23 protein-coding genes are annotated in these 19,705 nt (G+C 66.5%); 15 read left to right on the top strand and 8 right to left on the bottom strand.

Annotated elements, in window-relative coordinates; all coding sequences use genetic code 11:
* Positions 1-6 precede the first annotated feature (6 nt).
* From RhoFasB10_RS24320 to RhoFasB10_RS24305, 4 genes are read left to right on the top strand one after another with little or no spacing between them, the layout of a single operon-like run.
* Positions 7-963: an ATP-binding cassette domain-containing protein gene (locus RhoFasB10_RS24320; protein WP_114331117.1), complete on the top strand. Its 957-nt coding sequence runs from the start codon at positions 7-9 to the stop codon at positions 961-963.
* Positions 960-1,736, top strand: a complete 777-nt coding sequence (locus tag RhoFasB10_RS24315) for an ABC transporter permease (RefSeq protein WP_068429979.1) — start codon at positions 960-962, stop codon at positions 1,734-1,736. Before RhoFasB10_RS24320 ends, RhoFasB10_RS24315 begins: the two co-directional genes overlap by 4 nt.
* A complete protein-coding gene (locus RhoFasB10_RS24310; protein WP_068429976.1) occupies positions 1,733-2,506 on the top strand; it encodes an ABC transporter permease in 774 nt (257 codons plus the stop codon). The genes RhoFasB10_RS24315 and RhoFasB10_RS24310 overlap by 4 nt, the downstream gene beginning before the upstream one ends.
* Before the next feature lie 48 nt (positions 2,507-2,554).
* The gene (locus RhoFasB10_RS24305) at positions 2,555-3,298 is read left to right on the top strand and encodes a CPBP family intramembrane glutamic endopeptidase (protein WP_068429974.1); all 744 of its coding nucleotides are present in this window, start codon (positions 2,555-2,557) and stop codon (positions 3,296-3,298) included.
* Positions 3,299-3,300: 2 nt separating this feature from the next.
* Here RhoFasB10_RS24305 and RhoFasB10_RS24300 read toward each other — a convergent pair whose 3' ends face one another.
* Both RhoFasB10_RS24300 and RhoFasB10_RS24295 read right to left on the bottom strand, forming a co-directional pair.
* Complete coding sequence (locus tag RhoFasB10_RS24300) at positions 3,301-4,047, bottom strand: lysophospholipid acyltransferase family protein (RefSeq protein ID WP_167679040.1); 747 nt, start codon at positions 4,045-4,047, stop codon at positions 3,301-3,303.
* 8 nt (positions 4,048-4,055) lie between these two features.
* Positions 4,056-4,793 carry a lysophospholipid acyltransferase family protein gene (locus RhoFasB10_RS24295; protein WP_167679038.1) on the bottom strand — a complete coding sequence of 246 codons (738 nt, stop codon included), beginning with the start codon at positions 4,791-4,793 and terminating at the stop codon, positions 4,056-4,058.
* Positions 4,794-4,857: 64 nt separating this feature from the next.
* Here RhoFasB10_RS24295 and RhoFasB10_RS24290 point away from each other — a divergent pair, with 64 nt between their 5' ends.
* A complete protein-coding gene (locus RhoFasB10_RS24290) occupies positions 4,858-5,688 on the top strand; it encodes a hypothetical protein (protein ID WP_167679036.1) in 831 nt (276 codons plus the stop codon).
* Positions 5,685-6,107 carry a hypothetical protein gene (locus RhoFasB10_RS24285; RefSeq protein WP_167679034.1) on the top strand — a complete coding sequence of 141 codons (423 nt, stop codon included), beginning with the start codon at positions 5,685-5,687 and terminating at the stop codon, positions 6,105-6,107. The genes RhoFasB10_RS24290 and RhoFasB10_RS24285 overlap by 4 nt, the downstream gene beginning before the upstream one ends.
* Positions 6,108-6,134: 27 nt before the next feature.
* Here RhoFasB10_RS24285 and RhoFasB10_RS24280 read toward each other — a convergent pair whose 3' ends face one another.
* Complete coding sequence (locus tag RhoFasB10_RS24280) at positions 6,135-8,084, bottom strand: amino acid transporter (protein ID WP_167679032.1); 1,950 nt, start codon at positions 8,082-8,084, stop codon at positions 6,135-6,137.
* 51 nt (positions 8,085-8,135) lie between these two features.
* Between RhoFasB10_RS24280 and RhoFasB10_RS24275 the strand changes: the two genes are divergently transcribed.
* On the top strand, positions 8,136-9,365 hold the full coding sequence (locus RhoFasB10_RS24275) for an NAD(P)/FAD-dependent oxidoreductase (RefSeq protein ID WP_167679030.1): 1,230 nt from the start codon (positions 8,136-8,138) through the stop codon (positions 9,363-9,365).
* Between the two features lie 16 nt (positions 9,366-9,381).
* A complete protein-coding gene (locus tag RhoFasB10_RS24270; RefSeq protein ID WP_254303606.1) occupies positions 9,382-9,687 on the top strand; it encodes an ABC transporter permease subunit in 306 nt (101 codons plus the stop codon).
* 55 nt (positions 9,688-9,742) lie between these two features.
* Here RhoFasB10_RS24270 and serS read toward each other — a convergent pair whose 3' ends face one another.
* Together serS and RhoFasB10_RS24260 are read right to left on the bottom strand one after the other, a co-directional pair.
* Positions 9,743-10,996 carry a serine--tRNA ligase gene (gene serS / locus RhoFasB10_RS24265; RefSeq protein WP_167679028.1) on the bottom strand — a complete coding sequence of 418 codons (1,254 nt, stop codon included), beginning with the start codon at positions 10,994-10,996 and terminating at the stop codon, positions 9,743-9,745.
* An 11-nt stretch (positions 10,997-11,007) separates the two neighbouring features.
* Positions 11,008-11,403 (bottom strand): ankyrin repeat domain-containing protein, encoded by a 396-nt coding sequence (locus RhoFasB10_RS24260; RefSeq protein WP_167679026.1) that lies wholly within the window; start codon positions 11,401-11,403, stop codon positions 11,008-11,010.
* 33 nt (positions 11,404-11,436) lie between these two features.
* On the opposite strand from RhoFasB10_RS24260, the gene RhoFasB10_RS24255 reads away from it, so the two are divergent.
* The 5 genes from RhoFasB10_RS24255 (at position 11,437) to RhoFasB10_RS24235 (ending at position 15,531) form a co-directional block, all read left to right on the top strand.
* Complete coding sequence (locus RhoFasB10_RS24255; protein WP_240931439.1) at positions 11,437-12,528, top strand: septum formation family protein; 1,092 nt, start codon at positions 11,437-11,439, stop codon at positions 12,526-12,528.
* Positions 12,529-12,541: 13 nt separating this feature from the next.
* Positions 12,542-12,874: a metallopeptidase family protein gene (locus RhoFasB10_RS24250; protein ID WP_068429938.1), complete on the top strand. Its 333-nt coding sequence runs from the start codon at positions 12,542-12,544 to the stop codon at positions 12,872-12,874.
* Between the two features lie 223 nt (positions 12,875-13,097).
* A complete protein-coding gene (locus RhoFasB10_RS24245) occupies positions 13,098-13,400 on the top strand; it encodes a PE domain-containing protein (protein ID WP_167679022.1) in 303 nt (100 codons plus the stop codon).
* Between the two features lie 35 nt (positions 13,401-13,435).
* Positions 13,436-14,710 (top strand): PPE domain-containing protein, encoded by a 1,275-nt coding sequence (locus tag RhoFasB10_RS24240; RefSeq protein WP_167679020.1) that lies wholly within the window; start codon positions 13,436-13,438, stop codon positions 14,708-14,710.
* Positions 14,707-15,531 (top strand): ESX secretion-associated protein EspG, encoded by an 825-nt coding sequence (locus RhoFasB10_RS24235; RefSeq protein WP_167679018.1) that lies wholly within the window; start codon positions 14,707-14,709, stop codon positions 15,529-15,531. The genes RhoFasB10_RS24240 and RhoFasB10_RS24235 overlap by 4 nt, the downstream gene beginning before the upstream one ends.
* Here RhoFasB10_RS24235 and RhoFasB10_RS24230 read toward each other — a convergent pair.
* The 3 genes from RhoFasB10_RS24230 to RhoFasB10_RS24220 are packed head-to-tail and all read right to left on the bottom strand — an operon-like array spanning position 15,524 to position 17,852.
* Positions 15,524-16,189 carry a histidine phosphatase family protein gene (locus tag RhoFasB10_RS24230; protein WP_167679016.1) on the bottom strand — a complete coding sequence of 222 codons (666 nt, stop codon included), beginning with the start codon at positions 16,187-16,189 and terminating at the stop codon, positions 15,524-15,526. The genes RhoFasB10_RS24235 and RhoFasB10_RS24230 overlap by 8 nt on opposite strands.
* Positions 16,190-17,131, bottom strand: a complete 942-nt coding sequence (gene pheA / locus RhoFasB10_RS24225) for a prephenate dehydratase (RefSeq protein WP_167679014.1) — start codon at positions 17,129-17,131, stop codon at positions 16,190-16,192. It abuts the gene before it with no gap.
* A gap of 10 nt (positions 17,132-17,141) precedes the next feature.
* A complete protein-coding gene (locus RhoFasB10_RS24220; RefSeq protein ID WP_068429911.1) occupies positions 17,142-17,852 on the bottom strand; it encodes a hypothetical protein in 711 nt (236 codons plus the stop codon).
* 98 nt (positions 17,853-17,950) lie between these two features.
* On the opposite strand from RhoFasB10_RS24220, the gene RhoFasB10_RS24215 reads away from it, so the two are divergent.
* Both RhoFasB10_RS24215 and RhoFasB10_RS24210 read left to right on the top strand, forming a co-directional pair.
* A complete protein-coding gene (locus tag RhoFasB10_RS24215; protein WP_068429909.1) occupies positions 17,951-18,718 on the top strand; it encodes a DUF2470 domain-containing protein in 768 nt (255 codons plus the stop codon).
* A 27-nt stretch (positions 18,719-18,745) separates the two neighbouring features.
* Positions 18,746-19,549, top strand: coding sequence for a CPBP family intramembrane glutamic endopeptidase (locus tag RhoFasB10_RS24210; protein WP_346764475.1), 804 nt, complete (start codon positions 18,746-18,748; stop codon positions 19,547-19,549).
* Positions 19,550-19,705: the final 156 nt, after the last annotated feature.

Below are 19,705 nucleotides of genomic sequence, written 5' to 3'. Positions count from 1 at the left end.
GATCACATGACCACCTCGATCGAAGTATGCGACCTCCGCAAATCGTTCGGCCCCGTCCAGGCATTGCGCGGCATCGACTTCGCCGCCCAGCGCGGTGAGGTGCTGGCGGTGCTCGGGCCGAACGGCGCGGGCAAGACGACCACCGTCGGTGTCCTGGCCACACTCGTCACACCGGACAGCGGGACGGCACGCGTGGCAGGACACGACGTCGTCACCGACCCCGCAGGTGTCCGCGCGTCCATCATGCTGACGGGCCAGAACGCCACGCTCGACGAAACCCTCACCGGCTACGAGAATCTCGTGATGTTCGCCCGACTCATGGGCATGCGGCGCCGCGATGCGAAGCGTCGTGCGGACGAACTGCTCGACGAGTTCGACCTCACCCACGCGGCCGGTCGACGCGTCGGCCGCTACTCCGGTGGGATGCGTCGCCGCATCGACATCGCCTGCGGTCTCGTCGTCCCACCCGAGGTCGTGTTTCTCGACGAGCCGACCACAGGACTCGATCCGCGCAGCCGACAGGCCGTGTGGGACTTGGTCGCCGGCTTCTCGGACCAGGGCATCACCACATTGTTGACGACGCAGTACCTGGAGGAGGCAGATGTGTTGAGCGACAGGATCGTCGTGGTCGATCACGGCACGGTCGTCGCCGAGGGAACCTCGGCGGAACTGAAGGCGCGCACCGGTGGAAGTTACTGCGAGGTGGTTCCGCTGCACCCGCACGACGTGCCCGCCGTCGCCGAGGTCCTCCGACCGATGTTCCCGGGTGGCTTCCTCCTCGACCCGACATCCGACCGGGTGTCCGTTCCCGCGCCCGACGGCGCCCGCACGCTGGCCGAGGTGCTGCACCGAATCGACGGTGCCGACGTCGAACTCGTCGACATCGCACTGCGACGCCCCTCGCTCGACGAGGTCTTCCTGTCTCTCACCGGCACACCAGTCGCAGACAAGGTCGCGTCGTGACCGCGCCTGCCCGGTCCTCGGGCTTTCAGTGGTGGGTGCTGACGTCGCGCACGCTGCGCACGTCGATGCGTGCGGGTGAGTTCGTGACGGCGCTGATCGCGCCGGTCGTGTTCACGATCGGCTTCTATCTGCCACTGCAGAAGGTCATTTCGATGTTCGGCAACGGCGTGTCCGACTTCGGGCAGTTCCTGATGCCTCTGATCGCGTTGCAGGCCATCGCGTTCACGGCCATCTCGGCGGCGTTCCTCGCTGCGACCGACGCCACCACGGGCATCAACAGACGGTTCGCGTCGATGCCCGTCTCGCCGGCCGTGCCACTGTCGTCGCGCGTGGCGACGGGACTGCTCAAGTGTGCGATCTCCTCCGCCGCGGCCCTCGCATGTGGTCATGTGATCGGATTCCGGTTCTCCGGCAGCGCGCTTCAGACTGTGGGTTTCGTCGCTTTCGTCGTCGTCATCGCGGTGACACTGATCGTCGGCGCAGACATGGTCGGCACCCTGTCCACGAGCCCGGAGGCGACGACGCAGATCCTCGTCCTCCCGCAGCTGATTCTCGGCCTGCTGTCGACCGGTTTCGCGCCGATAGACCAGTTCCCCCAGTGGGTTCAGCCGTTCGTCCGCAACCAACCCATCTCACAGTTCACCACGGCACTGCGAGGCCTCGCCGACGGCACCGCCACCGGGTCCTCGCTGCTGCCCGCCGTGCTGTGGCTCGCGGGCATGCTCCTGCTGTTCGTTCCCCTGTCCCTCCGCGTGAATACGAGACGCCCATGACCGAGAACTCCACTTCCGTACTTGTCCCCCAGACTCTGATCCAGAGCAGGCGCCTGCTACTGCATCTCGTGCGCGATCCGATGACCCTGATGCAGTCGATCGTCTACCCCGCCATCATGCTGGTGATCCTGAACATCGTTCTGGGACAGCAGGTATCCGCATTCTCCGGTCACGACGCACTGTACGGGACAGTGCCCATGACCGCGGTGCTCAGCGCGATGCTCGGATCTGTCGCCGGTGCCGTCACCCTCGGGAGGGAATGGGACGCAGGCATTCTCGCCAGGTTCTGGGTGTTGCCGATCCACCGCGCATCCGGCCTCGCGGGTCGTGTGACGGCAGAAGCCACACGAATTCTGGTCACTACGCTAGCCATCATTGCTGTCGGGCTGCTTCTGGGTTTCACGTTCCACGGCTCGGTGGTGCTGTTCGTCTTGATCCCGTTGGTGTACGGCATGGCGTTCACGACGGCTGTCATGGCCGCGTCGTTCACGCTCGGCAAGACGGCACTCGTCGAGACGGTGTCGTTGTTCTGCTCGCTGTCGATGTTCCTCAGCCCGGGCTTCGTGCCGATCGCCGCCTATCCGTCATGGATCCAGCCGCTCGTCGAGTACCAGCCGATGAGCTGCGCGATCCAGGCGATGCAGGCGGTTGCACTCGGTGAACCGGCCGGCGCGGCGCTGGCGAAAGCGGGCATCTGGGCGGTCGGAATCTTCGCCGTCTCCGTCGTCCCGGCCTACCGCGGATTGCGACGGGCAACGCAGCCACGGTGATCCCTCGTTCGGCGGACGTTCTCAGGAACCGTCCGTACACTCGGCGGGATGCTCATGACGAAGGACGCCGCGAACGCTGCTCGCTGGCGCGGCTTCCACGCGTACCTCGACGTCGCCATCGTCGTCGCCGTACTCGTCTGCACCAACCTGATCGCGCACTTCACCACCGTGTGGGCCAGCGTCGCGACGGTCCCGATCGCGGCCGTCGTCCTGGTTGCCCTGACGCGTCGGCGCGGGCTCGGGTGGGCCGAACTCGGCCTGTCCCCGAGACAGTGGAAGACCGGCTCGCTGTACGCGCTCGGTGCCGTCGGGCTCGTGCTCGCCGTCGTCGCGATCGGTGCATTGCTGCCGCTGACCAGGCCGTTCTTCATGGCAGACCGTTACGCGACCATCTCGGCTGCTCTGGTGGCGTCGATGATCGTCATCCCGCTACAGACGGTCATCCCCGAGGAACTCGCGTTCCGCGGGGTACTGCACGGCACGCTGGGTCGGATCTACGGCGCTCGCGGTGTCTTCGCCGCCGGATCTCTGATGTTCGGACTGTGGCACATCGCGTCGTCGCTTGGCCTGACCGCAGGCAACGCCGGGCTGAGCAACTTCCTGGGTGGAGGAGTGTTCGGCCAGGTCGCGGGTATCGTCGCCGCCGTCCTCGCAACCGCGGCCGCCGGGTTCGTCTTCACGTGGCTGAGGCGTCGGAGTGGCAGTTTGCTCGCCCCGATCGCACTGCACTGGTCGCTCAACGGCCTCGGCGCGCTCGCGGCGGCACTGGTATGGCACGCGTCGGTGGCCTGACGCTACTTCTCCCTCGCAGCCCGTCTGGCCGCCATTTCGGCCTCTTCGATCTTCAGTGCCTCGTCCAGCGTCGGTGCTGTTCCGCCGAGGCGTCGCGGAACCCACCGTGCGCCGACGGGATGCTCGTACCCGTCCTGCGCCGCCGCGAGCGTCGTCTCCATCGCCGTCCGCAGCTCGGCGGTCAGCTCGTCGGGCGTGCCGTGCGGCTGGATGGGCGGGCCGACGGCGATGTGGATCGGGAAATTGTGCCGACCCACCGCCCTCGGAATGTCCTTCGTCATGACCCGCTGCGCGCCCCAGATCGCGACGGGAACGATCGGCACCTGAGCTTCGAGAGCCATCCGCGCGGCACCCGACTTGAACCGTTTGAGCTCGAAGCTTCGACTGATCGTGGCCTCGGGATAGACGCACACCAGTTCGCCGTCGCGCAATGATTCGACTGCGGCCGCAAAAGACGCTGCCCCGGCCTCACGATCGACGCCGATCGCTTTGCAGTGCCGCATCAAGAACCCGACGATCGGGTTCGCTTCCAATTCCTTCTTCATCATGAAGCGAACCCGCCGCTTACCGCGCCGCGCGACGAGCCCGACCTGCATGAAGTCCAGGTACGCCGTGTGATTGACCGCAAGCACGACGCCGCCCTCGCGCGGAATGTTCTCGGTGCCGCGGTAGGTGGTCCGCAAACCCTGCACCGCCGTGATCGCCCGCACCAGCGCGGTGAGGGTGGCGTAGACGGGTTCGCGGGACATCGTTACTTCTATTGTCTCCGTGCTGCTTTCGCGGCCGCGTCGTCGGCGTCGAGCTTGTTGGCTTCCTCGAGCGTCGGAGCGCTACCACCGAGACGCGCGGGCACCCAGTAGGCGCCGGCCTCGTGCTCGTAACCGGTCTGCAGCTTCAGCAACATCTCCTGCATCGTCGAGTGCAGCTTCTCGGTCAGTTCACTCGCGGGACCGACGGGAGCGATCGGCTCGCCGACGGCAATCGAGATCGGAGTGTTGGTGCGCCCCAACCGTTTCGGAAATCCCTTGGTCCACACGCGCTGCGCGCCCCAGATGACCGTCGGGATGATCGGAACGCCCGCTTCGATGGCCATGCGTGCCGCGCCGGACTTGAACTCCTTGATCTCGAAGCTCCGGCTGATGGTCGCTTCCGGGTACACGCCGACCAGTTCACCCTTCTGCAGGGCCTGCACTGCCGCCTTGTAGGACTCGGCGCCCGCAGCACGATCGACCGGGATGTGCTTCAGAGCGCGCATGATCGGGCCGGAGATCTTGTTGTCGAACACTTCCTTCTTCGCCATGAAGCGGATGTACCGCTTCACGCTCCGCGGCGGCAGACCCGCGTAGGTGAAGTCCATGTAGCCGGTGTGATTGACCGCGATGACCGCACCGCCGGTCGCAGGGATGTTCTCCTCGCCCTCGACCTCGAATTTCAGGCCTTCGAAAGCGAAGACCGCACGGGCAATGCCGATGACAGATCGGTAGACGGGTTCCACAGTCGGCTAGCGTAGTCGCATCGGCTACTCGGGGAGAAGACAAAGTGGGGAAGGTCAGCTGAACATGAGTGACGTGCGCCGTTTTTCCATCGCCGGAGTCGGGCTGTCGGTGGCAGTTCTGGCGCTCACCGCATGCGGGGGCGACGGTCAGCAGGGGCTGCCGACCGAGACGCAGTCGGCGCCGACCACGGAGGACACGACCACCACGACGCAGCCGACCACCACAGTCGCACCCCCTCCCGGACCGGCGGTCGGAGACGTCGCGGGGAACCCGGAGGCCGCGTCGGCGCTGCGTGCGTTCCTGGTCGACCTCGAAGCGGGCGGCATCCCGGCCGTCGCACCGACATGCTGGACCATCCCGCCGTCCGAGGTTCCGCAGCAGTATGCGAACGTACCGGCGATTCTCGACGCGGCCGCCGCACCCGGCGTCGACGGGCCGTCCACAGTGACATGGAACGGGCCCGCGGTCACACTGTCCGTCGCACGCACCGACACCGCGTCGGGTTATGCGTGCCCGCGCGTCGCACCCGCCGGAACAGGGCCCGTCTTCTCGGACGCCGACGCCACCTACACCGTCGCCCGCTACCTGGGCCGGTTCACCGGCAGTCCCGTGTCGCCGGGCGATCTCGAGGGCGACTTCCCTCTCGTCTGTGCCGACGAGCCGACGTGGGACCCGCAGGGCACCGGCGCGCCGACGGTTCCGCCGCTGGTGAACAACCCCGGCCGGCTCACCGGGTCCGCGTCGTACAACCCCGACAGTGTCTACGTCGCAGCGGTGAACGGGACCTATACGACGGTGTACGCCGACGTCACCGACGTGTCGGGGTTCGAGCAGAATCGAGTGTTCACGCTTGCATCCGGGCCGAACGGCTACTGCATCGGCGACGTCGCATGATCGGCGTCGACACCAAGATTCTGCTGCTGTTCGCAGGCTTGATTCTGTTGTGGGCGCTCGCGCTCGGGGTGTGGAAGTTCCGCGAAATGTCGACGTCGCCGACGGCTCTGGCCCACCCGTACGTCGACATCGCGCATCGCGCTGCGCTGATGTACTCGTTCGCGACACTCGTGCTGGCCGCGCTGACGGAGTTCTCCGGATTCCCGACGGCCGTGAACCTCATCGCGGGTTCGGTGGTGGTGTTCTTCTTCGTCGCGGCCATCGCGAGCTACATGTACCACGGGTGGGCGAAGGACACGGACAATCAGTTCCAGAACCCGGTGCACGGCACGAACGCGTTCATGTGGGCCTTGATTGTCGCCGAAATCGGCGGTACGGCAGTGCTTCTCGCCGGATTCGTGAGTGGGCAGTTCTTCTGATCGCTCGTCGCCCCCACATTTCGGCGCTCACCCCACGTGCACATTCGGCCGCCGCTTCGGATCGCGCTCGGCCCGCCGGATGACCTCGCGGGTCACCGGTGCCACCTCACCGACTCCGATGAACAGGAACCGCAACAGGTTGACGACGGGATTGCCCTCCGACCATTCGAAGTAGACGTCCGGGCGCACACCCGTCGTATCCCGAATCTGCAGCAGCACAGCCGCAATCGAGTTCGGTACGGCCGCGGCGTCGACCCACAGAATCCGATAGTCGCCGCGCTGCCGACCATGCACCAGAATGTCCGTCGAGAATTCCGACGCGTCCTTGATGTTGATCTCCAGGAACAGGATCGGGTCGTCCGACGGAATGTGACTGTCCGCGCGTTGCTGCGCTTCCTTCTGCCCGTACTCGTCGAGATCGAGGTTGCGCGCATCGTGGCACACCACTTGGATACTGCCCCTCGCGGCAGCCTCGGCAACGAAGGCCGATGCCTGCTCATCGAAAGTAACCGACGTAGAACGCAATTCGAACGATCGCGTCACCCGCGAGACGAACGACACCGCAAGGATCGCGGCGATGAAGAACGACGCCACCTTCACGCCGTCGGGACGCTCGAAGATGTTGGCGACGGTCGTGTACACGAAAATCGTTGCGACGACCGAGAACATCCACGCAAGCCTGCGCTGACCGTGACGTGCGGCCGACAGCGACACCGCGACGGACGCCGACGTGATCAGCACCAGCACACCCGTCGCATAGGCGGAACTCTGTGCGTCGACACTGGCCTTGAAGTACAGCGTCACGACGAACGCGATCACCGAGAACACAAGCACCAGTGGACGAACCGCGCGCGCCCATTCAGGGGCCATGCCGTACTTCGGTAGATAGCGGGGCACCAAATTCAGCAGACCGGCCATCGCCGACGCGCCTGCGAACCACAGAATGGCGATGGTGCTGACGTCGTACACGGTTCCGAACGCACTCCCCAGGTATTCGTGCGCCAAATACGCGAGCGCACGACCGTTCGCCTGTCCCCCTGCCTGGAACTCAGCCGGAGGGATCAGAATCGTCGTGACGATGCTCGACGTCAGCAGGAATCCACTCATGGTCAGTGCCGCGGTCGTGAGCAGTCGACGTGCGCCGCGGATACGCCCGGCTACCTCCCGTGCGTGCGAATGTGTAGAGGAGTACGCATTTCTGCTCACATGGCCGTCGATCTGCGGCATCACCGCAACCCCGGTTTCGAAACCGGACAGTCCCAGTGCGAGCTTCGGGAACACGATGAGCGCGACGGCGATCATCATCAACGGATTGCCGTGCTCGGCCGTCAGGGCGTGTTGCCAGTCGGTGATCAGCGATGGCTCGGAGGCGATCTCCCAGAACCCCACGATCACGACGACGAGGTTCAGCGCCAGGAACGTCCCGACGAGTGCGACCGCGATACCGATCGCCTCGGTGAACCCTTTCAAGAAGACAGCGGCGAGGAGCGCCAGCAGCACGAGGGTGATGATCACCTCCGCGTCGCCCAGACCTGCAGGCGCGAACGGGTTCTCGACGACGTGAGCCGACGCGTCGGCCGCCGACAGTGTCATCGTGATCAGAAAGTCCGTCGCCGCGAACCCCAACAGGACGAGCACGAAGATCTTGCCACCCCATTTGGGGAGCAGCTTCTCCAGCATCGCGATGGAGCCCTCACCGTGCGGGCTTTCCCGTGCAACGCGCCGATACACCGGGAGGGCACCGAACAGCGTCAACAGAATCAGTACGACGGTAGCCAGCGGCGCCAGCGTTCCCGCCGCCAAGGCAGCGATGCCGGGTTGGTAGCCGAGCGTCGAGAAGTAGTCGACGCCGGTCAGGCACATCACCTTCCACCACGGATGAGCGTGCTCGACCTTGTGCGGCTTGCGATACGGACCGAGATGTCCCGACGGTTGCTCGGTGATATCGCTCAGCAGCCACGACCGCAGACGCACCATCTCCAGAGCGTAAACCCGCACACGCGGTACGGAGGGGCTTACTGTTGTCCCATGACTCACGTGGTGGTCGCCGGAGCTGGACTGGCAGGCATTGCCTGTGCACACGAGTTGGGGAAGAAGGGGGTCGACGTCACGATCGTCGACCGACACGACTATCACCAGTTCCAGCCGCTCCTCTACCAGGTCGCGACGTCGCAGTTGCCTGCCGAGGACGTCGCCCGGCCTCTCGCGTCGATCTTCGAGCATCTGCCGACGGTCCGAGTCGTTCGTGCCGAGATCAGCTCGATCGACGCCGGGGCGCGTTCACTCGTCGCGTCCGACGAGACGATCTCGGGTGACTACCTCGTCGTGGCCGCGGGTGCGACGGCGAACTTCTTCGGAACTCCCGGCGCCGACGAGTGGTCGTTCCCGCTCTACTCCGTCGCCGACGCCGAGCGACTTCGGCACCATGTCCGCGACGTGCTGGCCACCGCCGAGGACCCGCTGGACATCGTGATCGTCGGCGGTGGTCCGACAGGTGTCGAGACGGCGGGCGCCTTCGCGGAACTGTTCCGCGCGCTGCGCACGATGAACCACCCGGGCGGACGCGGTGATGCGTGGCTCGTGAACCACGGCCCCGCGCTGCTCGCGCCGTTCACCGACAAGTCGCACCGGTACGCGCACGACACGCTCGTCGCACACGGCGCCAAGGTCCGCCTCGGTGTCGGCGTGCAGTCGGTCGACGCGGACGGTGTGCAACTCAGCGACGGGACACGCATCTCGTCACGGACCGTCGTCTGGGCCGGCGGGGAGACCGCAGCTCCGGTCGCCGGAACGGCGGGGGTGACACTCGGCCACGGTGGACGAATCGACGTGTCCGCCGATCTCACCGTTCCCGGTGTCGACGCGGTGTATGCCGTCGGCGACGTCGCGAACATTCCTGGCGACGACGGAAAACCATTGCCGCAGTTGGGTTCCGTCGCGCAGCAGGCAGGAACGTGGGTCGCGCACAACATTCTGCGCACAGCCGAGGGCAAGGCGACGAAGCCGTTCTCCTACCGGGACAAGGGCATCATGGCGATGATCGGTCGCGGTGCCGCGGTCGCCGAGATCGGCGAGCACCGTCATCAGATCGAGGGGCCGATCGCGTTCGCGGCGTGGCTCGGCGTCCATGCCGCGCTGCTCAGCGGCGCACACAGCAAGGTCGACGCGTTCCTCACCTGGGCCTGGGACTACTTCGACGCCGACCACGCCGCGATCGTCGAATGCCACGGGGATCCGAAGCGCATCGCGTGGGCGTAGTGCGGCTCCGCCACCCGTGCGGCAGGCGCCCTCGCTTCAGGTCGGTTGGCCACGGTTGATCCGGCAGATCGTCATCCCGTCGGCGCTTCCGGCACTGGCGACGGGTATGCGGATGACGTTCGGTCTCGCGTTCCTCGGTTTGCTTCTCGCCGAGATGTTTTCGTCGTCGAGCGGAATCGGCTACGAGTTGCTGCGCAACGTCAGCCTCGTGCGGATGGAGAACATCATGGGCACCGTCGTGCTCATCATGGTGATGGCGCTACCGCCGACGATCGCGTTGCAGTGGTTGGAGCACCGGGTCACGGCGAAATACGGCGGCTGACGCCACCCGTGAGTGGCAATGTATAGCGCGCTATACATTGCCACTCACCTGCGCGCTAGCGCAGCACGTCCGTCCCGACGAACGGAACCAGCGCCTCGGGGACGCGCACGGTGCCGTCGGCCTGCTGGTGGTTCTCCAGGATCGCCACGATCCATCGCGTCGTCGCCAGAGTTCCGTTGAGCGTCGCGGCGATCTGCGGCTTGCCGTTCTCGTCGCGGTAGCGGACGTTCAAGCGCCGCGCTTGGAACGTGGTGCAGTTCGACGTCGATGTCAGCTCGCGGTACGCGTTCTGCGTCGGGACCCAGGCTTCGCAGTCGTACTTGCGCGCCGCCGAAGAGCCGAGATCGCCGCCTGCGACGTCGATGATGCGGTACGGAAGCTCGACTGCCGCAAGCATTTCCCGCTCGAATTCGAGCAGCTTCTTGTGCTCGGCCTCTGCGTCCTCGGGCTTGACGTACGAGAACATCTCGATCTTGTCGAACTGGTGCACACGGATGATGCCGCGTGTGTCCTTGCCGTAGCTGCCTGCTTCGCGGCGGAAGCACGACGACCATCCGGCGTAGCGCCTCGGGCCGTCGGACAGGTCGATGATCTCGCCCGAGTGGTAACCCGCGAGCGCGACCTCGGATGTACCGACGAGGTACAGGTCGTCGGCTTCGAGTCGATAGATCTCGTCGGCATGCGCACCGAGGAACCCGGTTCCCGCCATGATCTCGGGGCGCACGAGCACCGGCGGGATCATCATCTGGAAACCGTTCTTGACCGCCTTCTGGGCCGCGAGCTGCAGCATTCCCTGCTGCAGCAGCGCGCCGTAGCCGGTCATGAAGTAGAACCGCGAGCCCGAGACCTTCGCGCCGCGTTCCATGTCGATGAGGTTCAGCGACTCGCCGAGCTCGAGGTGATCCTTCGGCTCGAAATCGAACGACGGAATCTCGCCGACGGTCTCGAGCAGCACGAAGTCGTCCTCGCCGCCTGCGGGGGCTCCCTCTTCGACGATGTTGGAGATCTTGCGCGCGGCGACGTCGAGGGCCGCGTCGGCCTCGTTCTGCGCAGCCTCGGCGGCCTTGACCTTCGCCGCCAGCTCGGATGCGCCCGCGAGCAGGGCCGGCCGCTCCTCGGCGGACGCCTTGCCGACCTTCTTACCCAGCGCCTTCTGCTCGGCGCGGAGCTGATCTCCGGTCAACACAGCGGCACGACGGGTGGCATCGGCCTCGAGCAGTGCATCGACGAGACCGGGGTCTTCGCCGCGGGTGCGCTGCGAGGCGCGGACAACGTCAGGGTTCTCGCGAAGGAACTTGAGGTCGATCACGACATGCAACCTTACTTGCCGAGGATCCCCAGGTAGTCCTCGCGTCCGAACATGCGAGCTGCGTCGATCGCCGACGGGTGGCCGCCGTGCGGATCCGCGCCGCCCTCGACGAGCGCCTGCACGACGTCGTCCTCGCCCTTGAACACCGCCCCGGCCAGCGGCGTCTGTCCCTTGTCGTTCGGACGGTTCACGTCGGCACCCCGTTCGACCAGCACTCGAACCGTCTCCGCGTGACCGTGGTACGACGCGAGCATGACCAACGTGTCACCGGACTCGTTGTTCAAGTCGACCGGGACGCCCGCGTCGAGGTAGCTCGCGAGCGCGGCCGTGTCACCGGTGCGCGCCATGGTGAACAGTCGGCCCGCCAATTCGGCGATGTCGGCGTCGTCTGCATCCGGGTGCGTCATGGGAACCGAACATACTCGGGCATGATGGAGGAGATGTCCACACCCGATCCCGCCCGGTCCGGGCGCTCGAAACCACGACGCAACCAGCGCACCGTGACCGCGCCCGTCGCGCGCCGAGGGCTGGCGTTGATCGCGATCGGCGCGGTCGCGGCCGCCGTCGTGACCCTCTTCGTCTCCGGGGGCTTCTCGCAACCCGAGAAGATCACCACCCACGCCGATTCCGGGCCTGCCACCAGCGGACCTGTGTCCGCGAGGTCGTTCGGATCCGCCGATCCTGGCACGTGCCTGCAGTGGACGCCGACCGACGATCCCGAGACCGACCGTCAGGATCTCGCCGAGGTGTCGTGTGCGGAACCGCACCGGTTCGAGGTCGCCCAGGACGTCGACCTGAGCGCGTACCCCGGCATCGAGTTCGCGCCCGGCTCGGCCTATCCAGGGGCACTGCGCTTCGGCCAGTTGCGCGACGAGCACTGCGTCGGCATCGTCGACGACTATCTGGGCACCAAGTTCGATCCGAACGGCAAGTTCAGCGTCGGACTCATGTTCCCGTCGCAGTCCGGATGGATGGCAGGCGAGCGGACACTCCGATGTGGCATCCAGCAGTCGTCGAACACCGGGGTCCCTCAGGAGATGACCGGTTCGGTGCTCGACCAGGACCAGTCGAACGTATGGGACGTCGGCACCTGCATCGGCATCAACCAGAACGTGCCCGCCGACCCCGTCGACTGCAATTCGCCCCACGCGTTCGAGGTGGCGTCGATCGTCGATCTTCAGCAGCAGTTCCCGAGCGGAATCCCCAGCGAAGCAGACCAGGACGCCTACCTCGAACCGACATGCACCGCCACCGTCAACACCTACTTGGGCTCCGACACGGCTCTGCGCGACAAGACGCTGACGCTGTTCTGGAACACCATCGACGTCACCAGCTGGCTGGCCGGTAGTCGACAGATCACCTGCTCGGTGGGCAAGGAGCTCGACGAAGGCGGATTCGCCACCATCACCGGAAGCGCCAAGGGCGACATCCTGATCAACGGTCAGGCACCCGTCCCACCACCGGCGGCACCGGACGGACGCGCCTTGCCGACCCCGCTGCCCGGCGCAGCCCCGATCACCCCGGGAGGGTGACATTCCTTTCCACATGAGCGACGCCGACTTCGACAACGTGGTCTCCGACGCCCTCGACACCCTCCCGCCCGCGATCATCGACTTCATGGACAACGTCGTCGTCCTGGTCGAAGACGAACACCCCACCGAGGACATCCTCGGACTGTACGAAGGAATCGCGCTGACCGAGCGCTTCGAATACAGCGGTCATCTTCCCGACGTCATCACCATCTACCGTCGACCGATCCTCGAGATGGTCGACGACGCCGACACCGCTCGTCGCGAAATCGCCATCACGGTCGCCCACGAGGTGGGCCACCACTTCGGCATCGACGACGAGCGGTTGCACGAGCTCGGGTTCGGCTGATCTTCGGTCCCACGCCGCTCGAATGGTCCATTCATACGATCAGATAGCTCGAACGTCACATCGAAGCGGAGAACGCGCGGAGTCGATGAACGTCGCCGGAAGAATCGCCTGAGCCTTTTTCCTCCAACCGGGAACCGATCACCCGCGGATGCCGTCCAACTCCTACGAGAACGGAGTTCTCGTTCGATCCCGGAGCTCTTTCATTCCTGGTAAGGGAGTACTGATGCCAGCACACGTGCGTGTGGACCCTGTCGCTCTCGAAGCCGCTGCCGCGGAGCTCGACGCGGTCGCCTCCCGGTTGCAGGCAAGTCTGGCTGCGGCGTCGCTTCCGATTCAGGTGCTTCCGTCGGGCAGCGAAGAGGTGTCCCTGTTGGCCAACCGCTACTTCAAGCACGCTGCCGGCTCGTACACGCCGACCGCACGCGAGGCCGCCGACGAGCTGATTCAGACCGCGGCAGCCTTGCGTACACAGGCCGCGGCGTATCGCGACGTCGACCTCGAACACAGTCGCGCACTGGGCATCTGAGCCGGGAAACACCATCACACGACGGGGGTAGATCGATGACGCTGGGAGTGACAGGAGTCGTGTGGTTGCCACGCACGGCGATGGTCAATTCGACGACGCTGTTGGCCGGGGCCGGGCCCGCACCGCTGGCGGCGGCGTCGGGCGTGTGGCAGTCGGTGGCCGCTGCGTACACGGACGCAGCGGTCACCGTCACCCGCGTGATGGCGATCCTCGCTGCCGGATGGGAGGGCTCGACCGCCGACGCAGCGCAGGCCAGGCTCGGTGCGTTCTCCGCGTGGGCGCAGGCGTCGGCCATCAAGGCAGCCGACGTCGGAATCCACGCGGCAGGTGAGGCTGCGGCCTACACGACGGCCACCGTCGCGATGCCGAACCCGGTCGAGATCGCCGCGGTGGAATCCGCCAAGGTCGCCGCGTACGGCACCGGCGGAGCACTGAACGGAAGTGCCGCGGCACTCGAAGCCACTGCCCGCGTCCTCGACGTCCGAGCAGGTCTCGTCATGGAGGCCTACGAAGCTGCGACGACGCCACTCGCCGTACCGGTTTCGTTCGACAGCCCACCCGAGATCGTCGTCGACGCCTCGGGTGCGTCGTCGCGGGCGTCGACATCCATCGACGGCGCGACGTCCTACGAGGAATCCGGAGTGTTCGGGTTCGGTGCACGCACGTCCCCCGCACAGGCCGCCATCGCCGCAGTCACTGCGGCAGTACAGAATCCGGCCGTAGCAGGCGCGATCGGACAGGCCGCGAGCACGGCGGGTACCGTCGCCGGGTCGTCGGTCACGACGGTCGCCTCCGCGGCAACCAATCTCGGCGGCGCAGCGGTGTCGTCACTGATGAGTGCCACTCAGGGCACATCCCAGTCTCCCGCACCGATGCAGGCAGCCACCCGGGGAGATGCCGGTGCACCGGTCCGGACGCGGGCGGTGTCGTCGACTTCCACTGGCCCCGGCGGTCTTTCGGGCCTCGGCTCGAGCGGTGGGTCGCTCGGAGGTTCACGCCTTCCGGCAGCAGCACCAGGAAGCGTCACAGGACAACTTGCCGGAACCGAACGAAACATGTTCGGCAGCAACCTCTCCGGAGGCCCAGGGACAGGACCACTCGACGCGGCCGCCGCCACTCGCGGTGGTCACGCGGCCGCCCCGATGGCGGGAGTTCGCGCCGACGACGGAGACGACGAACACGACACCCCCGATTACCTCAAGCAGTTCGAGCACTTCGCGGACGGACGTACGGTGGCGCCGTCCGTCATCGGCGCCGAACCGGCAGGAGTGGAGCCTACGGAACGACCCGGTGATCGGAACGGTCGTTGATCGACTTGGGAACGCGACCTGTCGGCCACGGCCTTCCGTTCGTCGAGCTCGACGACGATTGCATGGACTACCTCGTCGAGCGGCTCGGCATCGCCGAACTGCCCGTCGTGCTCGACGTCTTCCCGCGTTTCGACGCGGCCGCGGATCGGCAGGCCGCGCTGGTTCGTGGGCGTGCGGGGCTCGTCGAGCACGGAGCGGTCAGCGACGATCACGTACATCCGGATCTCGAGGCGTGGCTGCGCACTCTCGAGCGTCCCACCTGGTACATCGCGGCCCGGCTCGTTCCGCGCCCGTACGGCACCGGGTCGATCACTCGGGTCTGCCGGGCGGCAAGCGAGTCCGGTTCGGTGATCGCCGTACGCCGATCCGGCCTCCTCACCATCCGCGCCACCGTCGCCGATCCCGCGCGTGACGTGCTCGACGCCGTCGGGAGCGAGCCTGCCTTGGACTTCGTGGGCGTCTCCGCGCCGACCGACACTCTCGCCGAGGCCCTCGATGCCAGCCCGACCGACGCCGGAGCCACTGCCGACCGTCTAGCAAGTCTCGGTATCGACCGTTCCGCAGCCGCGGACATCGCGTCGGCTCTCGCCACATGCACCGCACACATTGAAATAACTTGCACGACAACAAATTTCGGAACCAGCGCTACCGATCCACTTCCGATCGCGGTGTTCGACACTCCACGGGGCCGCCTCGTCGCGACCACGAGTACCGCCGCAGACGGTCGACGATGGACGTCGTTCGCGCCCGGTTCCGATGCGCGCATCAGGTCGGCGCTCGACGACATGACACAGCGAGCGGAAGCGTCGGGCGTCAGCTGATCGGGTTGTCCGCGACGTGACTTCCCTTGCCCGCGAACGGCGGCAGGAACGTGCCCCAGCGGACGCAGGTCCAGCCACCGCCTGGCGTCGGCACCAGTTCGACGGTCTCGGTGTTGTTCAGGTGGTTGTCGGCGGCGAACTCACCGTCGACGCCTCCCAGCACCGCGCCCACCAGGCGAATGGCGGCACCGTGACTGACCACGACCACATCGGGAGCATCCAGATCCGTCAGGTACTCGTCGCGTAGCGATTCGAGCACCGGCACGTAACGGCCCAAGATGGACCGTCCGCTGTCCCCGCCGGGGGCCTGCGCGTCGAGGTTGCCGGCCTGCCACTTGCCGTAGATCGCCGTGAAGGCGTCGTGTGCTTCCTTGTCGGTGCGGTTTTCCCACTCACCGACGAACGTCTCCTGGATACCGTCACGTTCCTGGGCGGGGACGGAGGTGGCCCTGGCGATGTGCTCGGCGGTCTGGCGCGCACGCAACGCCACCGACGAGACCAGGACGCTCGGGGGCGTCGCGACGAGTGTGTCGCCGAAGCGCTTGGCCTGTTCGTGTCCGAGGTCGGTCAGTGCTGCGCCGGGCGGGAGGGTGTCGAGGCGTTTCTCGACGTTCGCGAACGTCTGACCGTGCCGCACCAGTATCAACTTGCCCGTCATCTATCCGCCTTGCCCGTCGTCCGACTTGCCCTCGCGCAGTCGCTCCAACCATCCGATCTGCTCGTCCAACGAAGGCGGCGTGCTTCCTGTTCCCATCGCGACGGGCCAGGATCCGAGAAATCGAAGAGTCATCTTGCGATGCAGGGCGCCGAGCGCTTCGGCCACGATCGGGTCCTCGATATGGCCGGCGCAGTCGACGAAGAACCTGTAGGTTCCGAATTCCTTTCGGGTGGGCCGTGATTCGATGCGGGTCAGGTCGATGTCGCGGAGTCCGAACTCGGCGAGGGCGGACTGCAGCACACCGGGCACGTTGTCGGGCATCAACACCAGCGCGGTGCGGTCCGCTCCGGTAGGGGCGGGCGCACGCCGCGGCGGGCTGACGAGCACGAAGCGGGTGCGAGCCGTGTCCACGTCGGCGACGCCGTCGGCCAGGGACGGCAGTCCCAGCCTCTCTCCGGCAAGGGACGTCGAGACGGCCGCGTCGGCGAGACCGGCAGCGACGTCCTCTGCCGCACCGGCGTTCGACGACGCGAACTGCACCTCGGCGTCCGGGATCCTTCGCTCCAGCCACTCTCGAACCTGCGCTGCCGCAATGGGATACGCGCGGACCGACTTCACGTCGTCGAGCGCGATTCCCGGCCGCCCGAGTATCGAGAAGGCGACGTCGATCTCGGTCTCGGCGATGATCTGCAACCGGCTGGACGCAGCCAACGCGTCGAGCGTCGGAGGAACCGAACCTTCGACCGAGCTCTCGATGGGTACCACCGCGGCAGCCGCTTCACCGTCGCGCACGGCCTGCAACGCTGCCGGCTGACTGCCGTACGGGACACGTTCGATATCGCGACCGAATCCGAGTGAATCGAGGACGCCTGCGGCCTCCAACTGGCCGAGCGCCATTTCGGTGAACGTTCCCGACGGGCCGAAGTACGCGATTCTAGGCACGACTGCCAGATTACGTCCCCAGCGAATCCGTGCGGATCAAACCCGCCGCGTCCAGTTCGCGATGCGCGGCCGATGCGTCGTCCACCTCGATGCCGAGCAACACGGTACGGACGGCATCTGCCGCCTCGGGGCGCAGTGCCGCCAAGGCCGCGACGTCGGGATCAGCCAGCGCGGCAGGAATGTCGTCGCCACGCAGCGCGGCGACGGTGGCCGCGACGACGGCGATCGCGTCGGCACCCGACCGGGCCCGCGCGGTGAATCCGACCTCGGAATGCGCGACGACGGCAAGCACGTCGGCGATATGACGCGGGGGCTGCCAGGCCGCGATGCCCGGGGTGCGGTGAGCGTCGACGATCGCGGTCACGGTGTCCAGCGCCGACGCGTCGGACAATTCGGGATAGAGGACGACGGGCGACGGCAGCCGCAGCGCGAGCGCGTCGGGAAGGGTGTCGTCATCGACGTTCACCGTGTACCGCACGACCTCGTACGACGCGCGGCTGTCGCGCAGCCGGTCCGGATCCACGTCGAGCTCCACGACCACGCGACCGAGCTGCACGTCGTCGTCCAGACCCAGCAGGACGGAGGCCGGAACGACGACGGGACCTGCCGTGATCGCCCTCTCGCCGCCGGTGGACGCGGGGTATCGCTGCTGCAGGAGGCCTGCGACGAGCGCGTTCGGGTCGGGCCGGTGCGGTACGCCCAGCGTCAAGGGAATGGACACCGTCTACACGCTAGACCGCCCGCTGCACTTGCGGTCCAAGGAAGTGTGGACTAACTTAGGTTTGCCTCACCTCGTATCCCACGCATCGGAGGAAGCCCATGCTCGGCGCTACCACCAACGGACCGTCCACCGCCGAACGCGTTCGCAGCGCATGTGCGCGTGCGGAGGGTGCTGCACTCGCCATCGAGGGCAGCGAACCCGTGGTCACCACGATGCATCATCTGCGCTCCAACGGTGAGGTGGTCCTCGCGGTGCCGATGGACTCGCCCATGGGGTCCATCGCGTGGCAATCGTCCCGCGCAGGAGTTCCGGCCGTGCTCGAACTGACCGATCACGCGCCACTGGCACTACGCGAGCCGGTCCGATCGCTGGTGTGGTTGCGCGGCGAGCTGCGTCCCGTTCCCGAGTCGCTCATGCGCCCGATGGCCGGGGCGGTCGCCGCCGAACATCCACACCCGTCGCTGCTCGACGTCGGACACAGCACCGTACTTCTTCGCCTGATCATGTCGTCGGCCGTCGTCGCCGACAGTACGGGCGCCGAGCCCGTTGCCGTCGACGATCTGCTCGCAGCCGAGCCGGATCCGTTCTGGGAGATGGAAACCAGCTGGCTGCAGCATCTCGACGAGGATCACACCGACCTCGTCAACCAGCTTGCCCGACGCCTCCCCCCGTCGCTGCGGCAAGGACGCATCCGCCCACTGGGCATCGACCGCTACGGCATCCGGTTGCGCATCGAAAGCGACTACGGAGACAACGACGTTCGACTCGGTTTCGCCGAGCCCGTGGACGACACGATGTCGCTGAGCCGAGCACTTCGCGTCCTCGCGGGATGCCCGTTTCTGAACGGACTGCGCGCCAGGAGTTGAGTCGCACGAGGCAGACTTGCCTTCGTGATCGACGTCAAGAGCTGGCTGAATCCGCCGTCGCCGACTACCGGCCCTCCGCTGGAACCGTCCGAGCGACGTGCGATCAAGATCGAGATAGCGATCGTCCTTCTGGTGACGTTCGGGCTCAGCGGACTCAGCAGCATGCTGTCCCTCGTCGAGGACGCGCTGCTCGCAGGCAGTCTGTCGGATCAGACCGTCGCCCTGAACACGTCGAGCTCGAGCCTCGGCATCATCGACCTGCTCTACCAGGTCCTGCGCATTCTCCGCCTGTGCGCGTGGGGTGCGCTCGGCCTGTATCTGCTGTGGCGTGCCGGGCTCGGACCGAAGCTGATCGGTCTCGCGAAACCCCGCGTTCGGCCCGACCTGCTCCACGGGGTCGGTCTGGCCGCGCTCATCGGCATTCCGGGGCTCGCGCTGTACCTCGTCGCCAACGCACTGGGCCTGAACCTCACCGTCGTCCCCAGTGCGATCGACGACCACTGGTGGCGTGTTCCGGCCCTCGTCGGCTACGCCTTCGCCAACTCGGGCGCCGAGGAGATCATCGTCGTCGCCTACCTCATCTCGCGGCTACGACGCCTCGGCGTCTCCGAGAACGCATCCCTGCTCGCCTCGGCCCTGCTGCGCGGGTCCTACCACCTCTACCAGGGCCTCGGCGGCGGAATCGGCAACGTCGCGATGGGTCTCGTGTTCGGCCGGTACTGGCAGAAGATCGGCCGGTTGTGGCCGCTGCTCATCGCTCACGCGGTGATCGACATCATCGCCTTCGTCGGATACACAGCCCTGAAAAACCAGTTGTCGTGGCTGCCGTGAAAACCCCTCGTCATTCCTGCAGGCTCCACTCCTCGCCCTCCGGTCATTCCTGCAGGCTCCACTCCCTGGGTACAGTCACATCGTGAACGACGACCAGCGGAACCGGGGGAACCCCAGGCAGGGCCCACCACCGCCGCGCCGAGTTCCTGTCTCTTA

Source organism: Rhodococcus sp. B10 (assembly GCF_011770055.1).
Taxonomy (GTDB): domain Bacteria; phylum Actinomycetota; class Actinomycetes; order Mycobacteriales; family Mycobacteriaceae; genus Rhodococcoides; species Rhodococcoides kyotonensis_B.
Note: the sequence above shows the minus strand (reverse complement) of the source record. Positions and strands in the feature narration are given on the sequence as shown.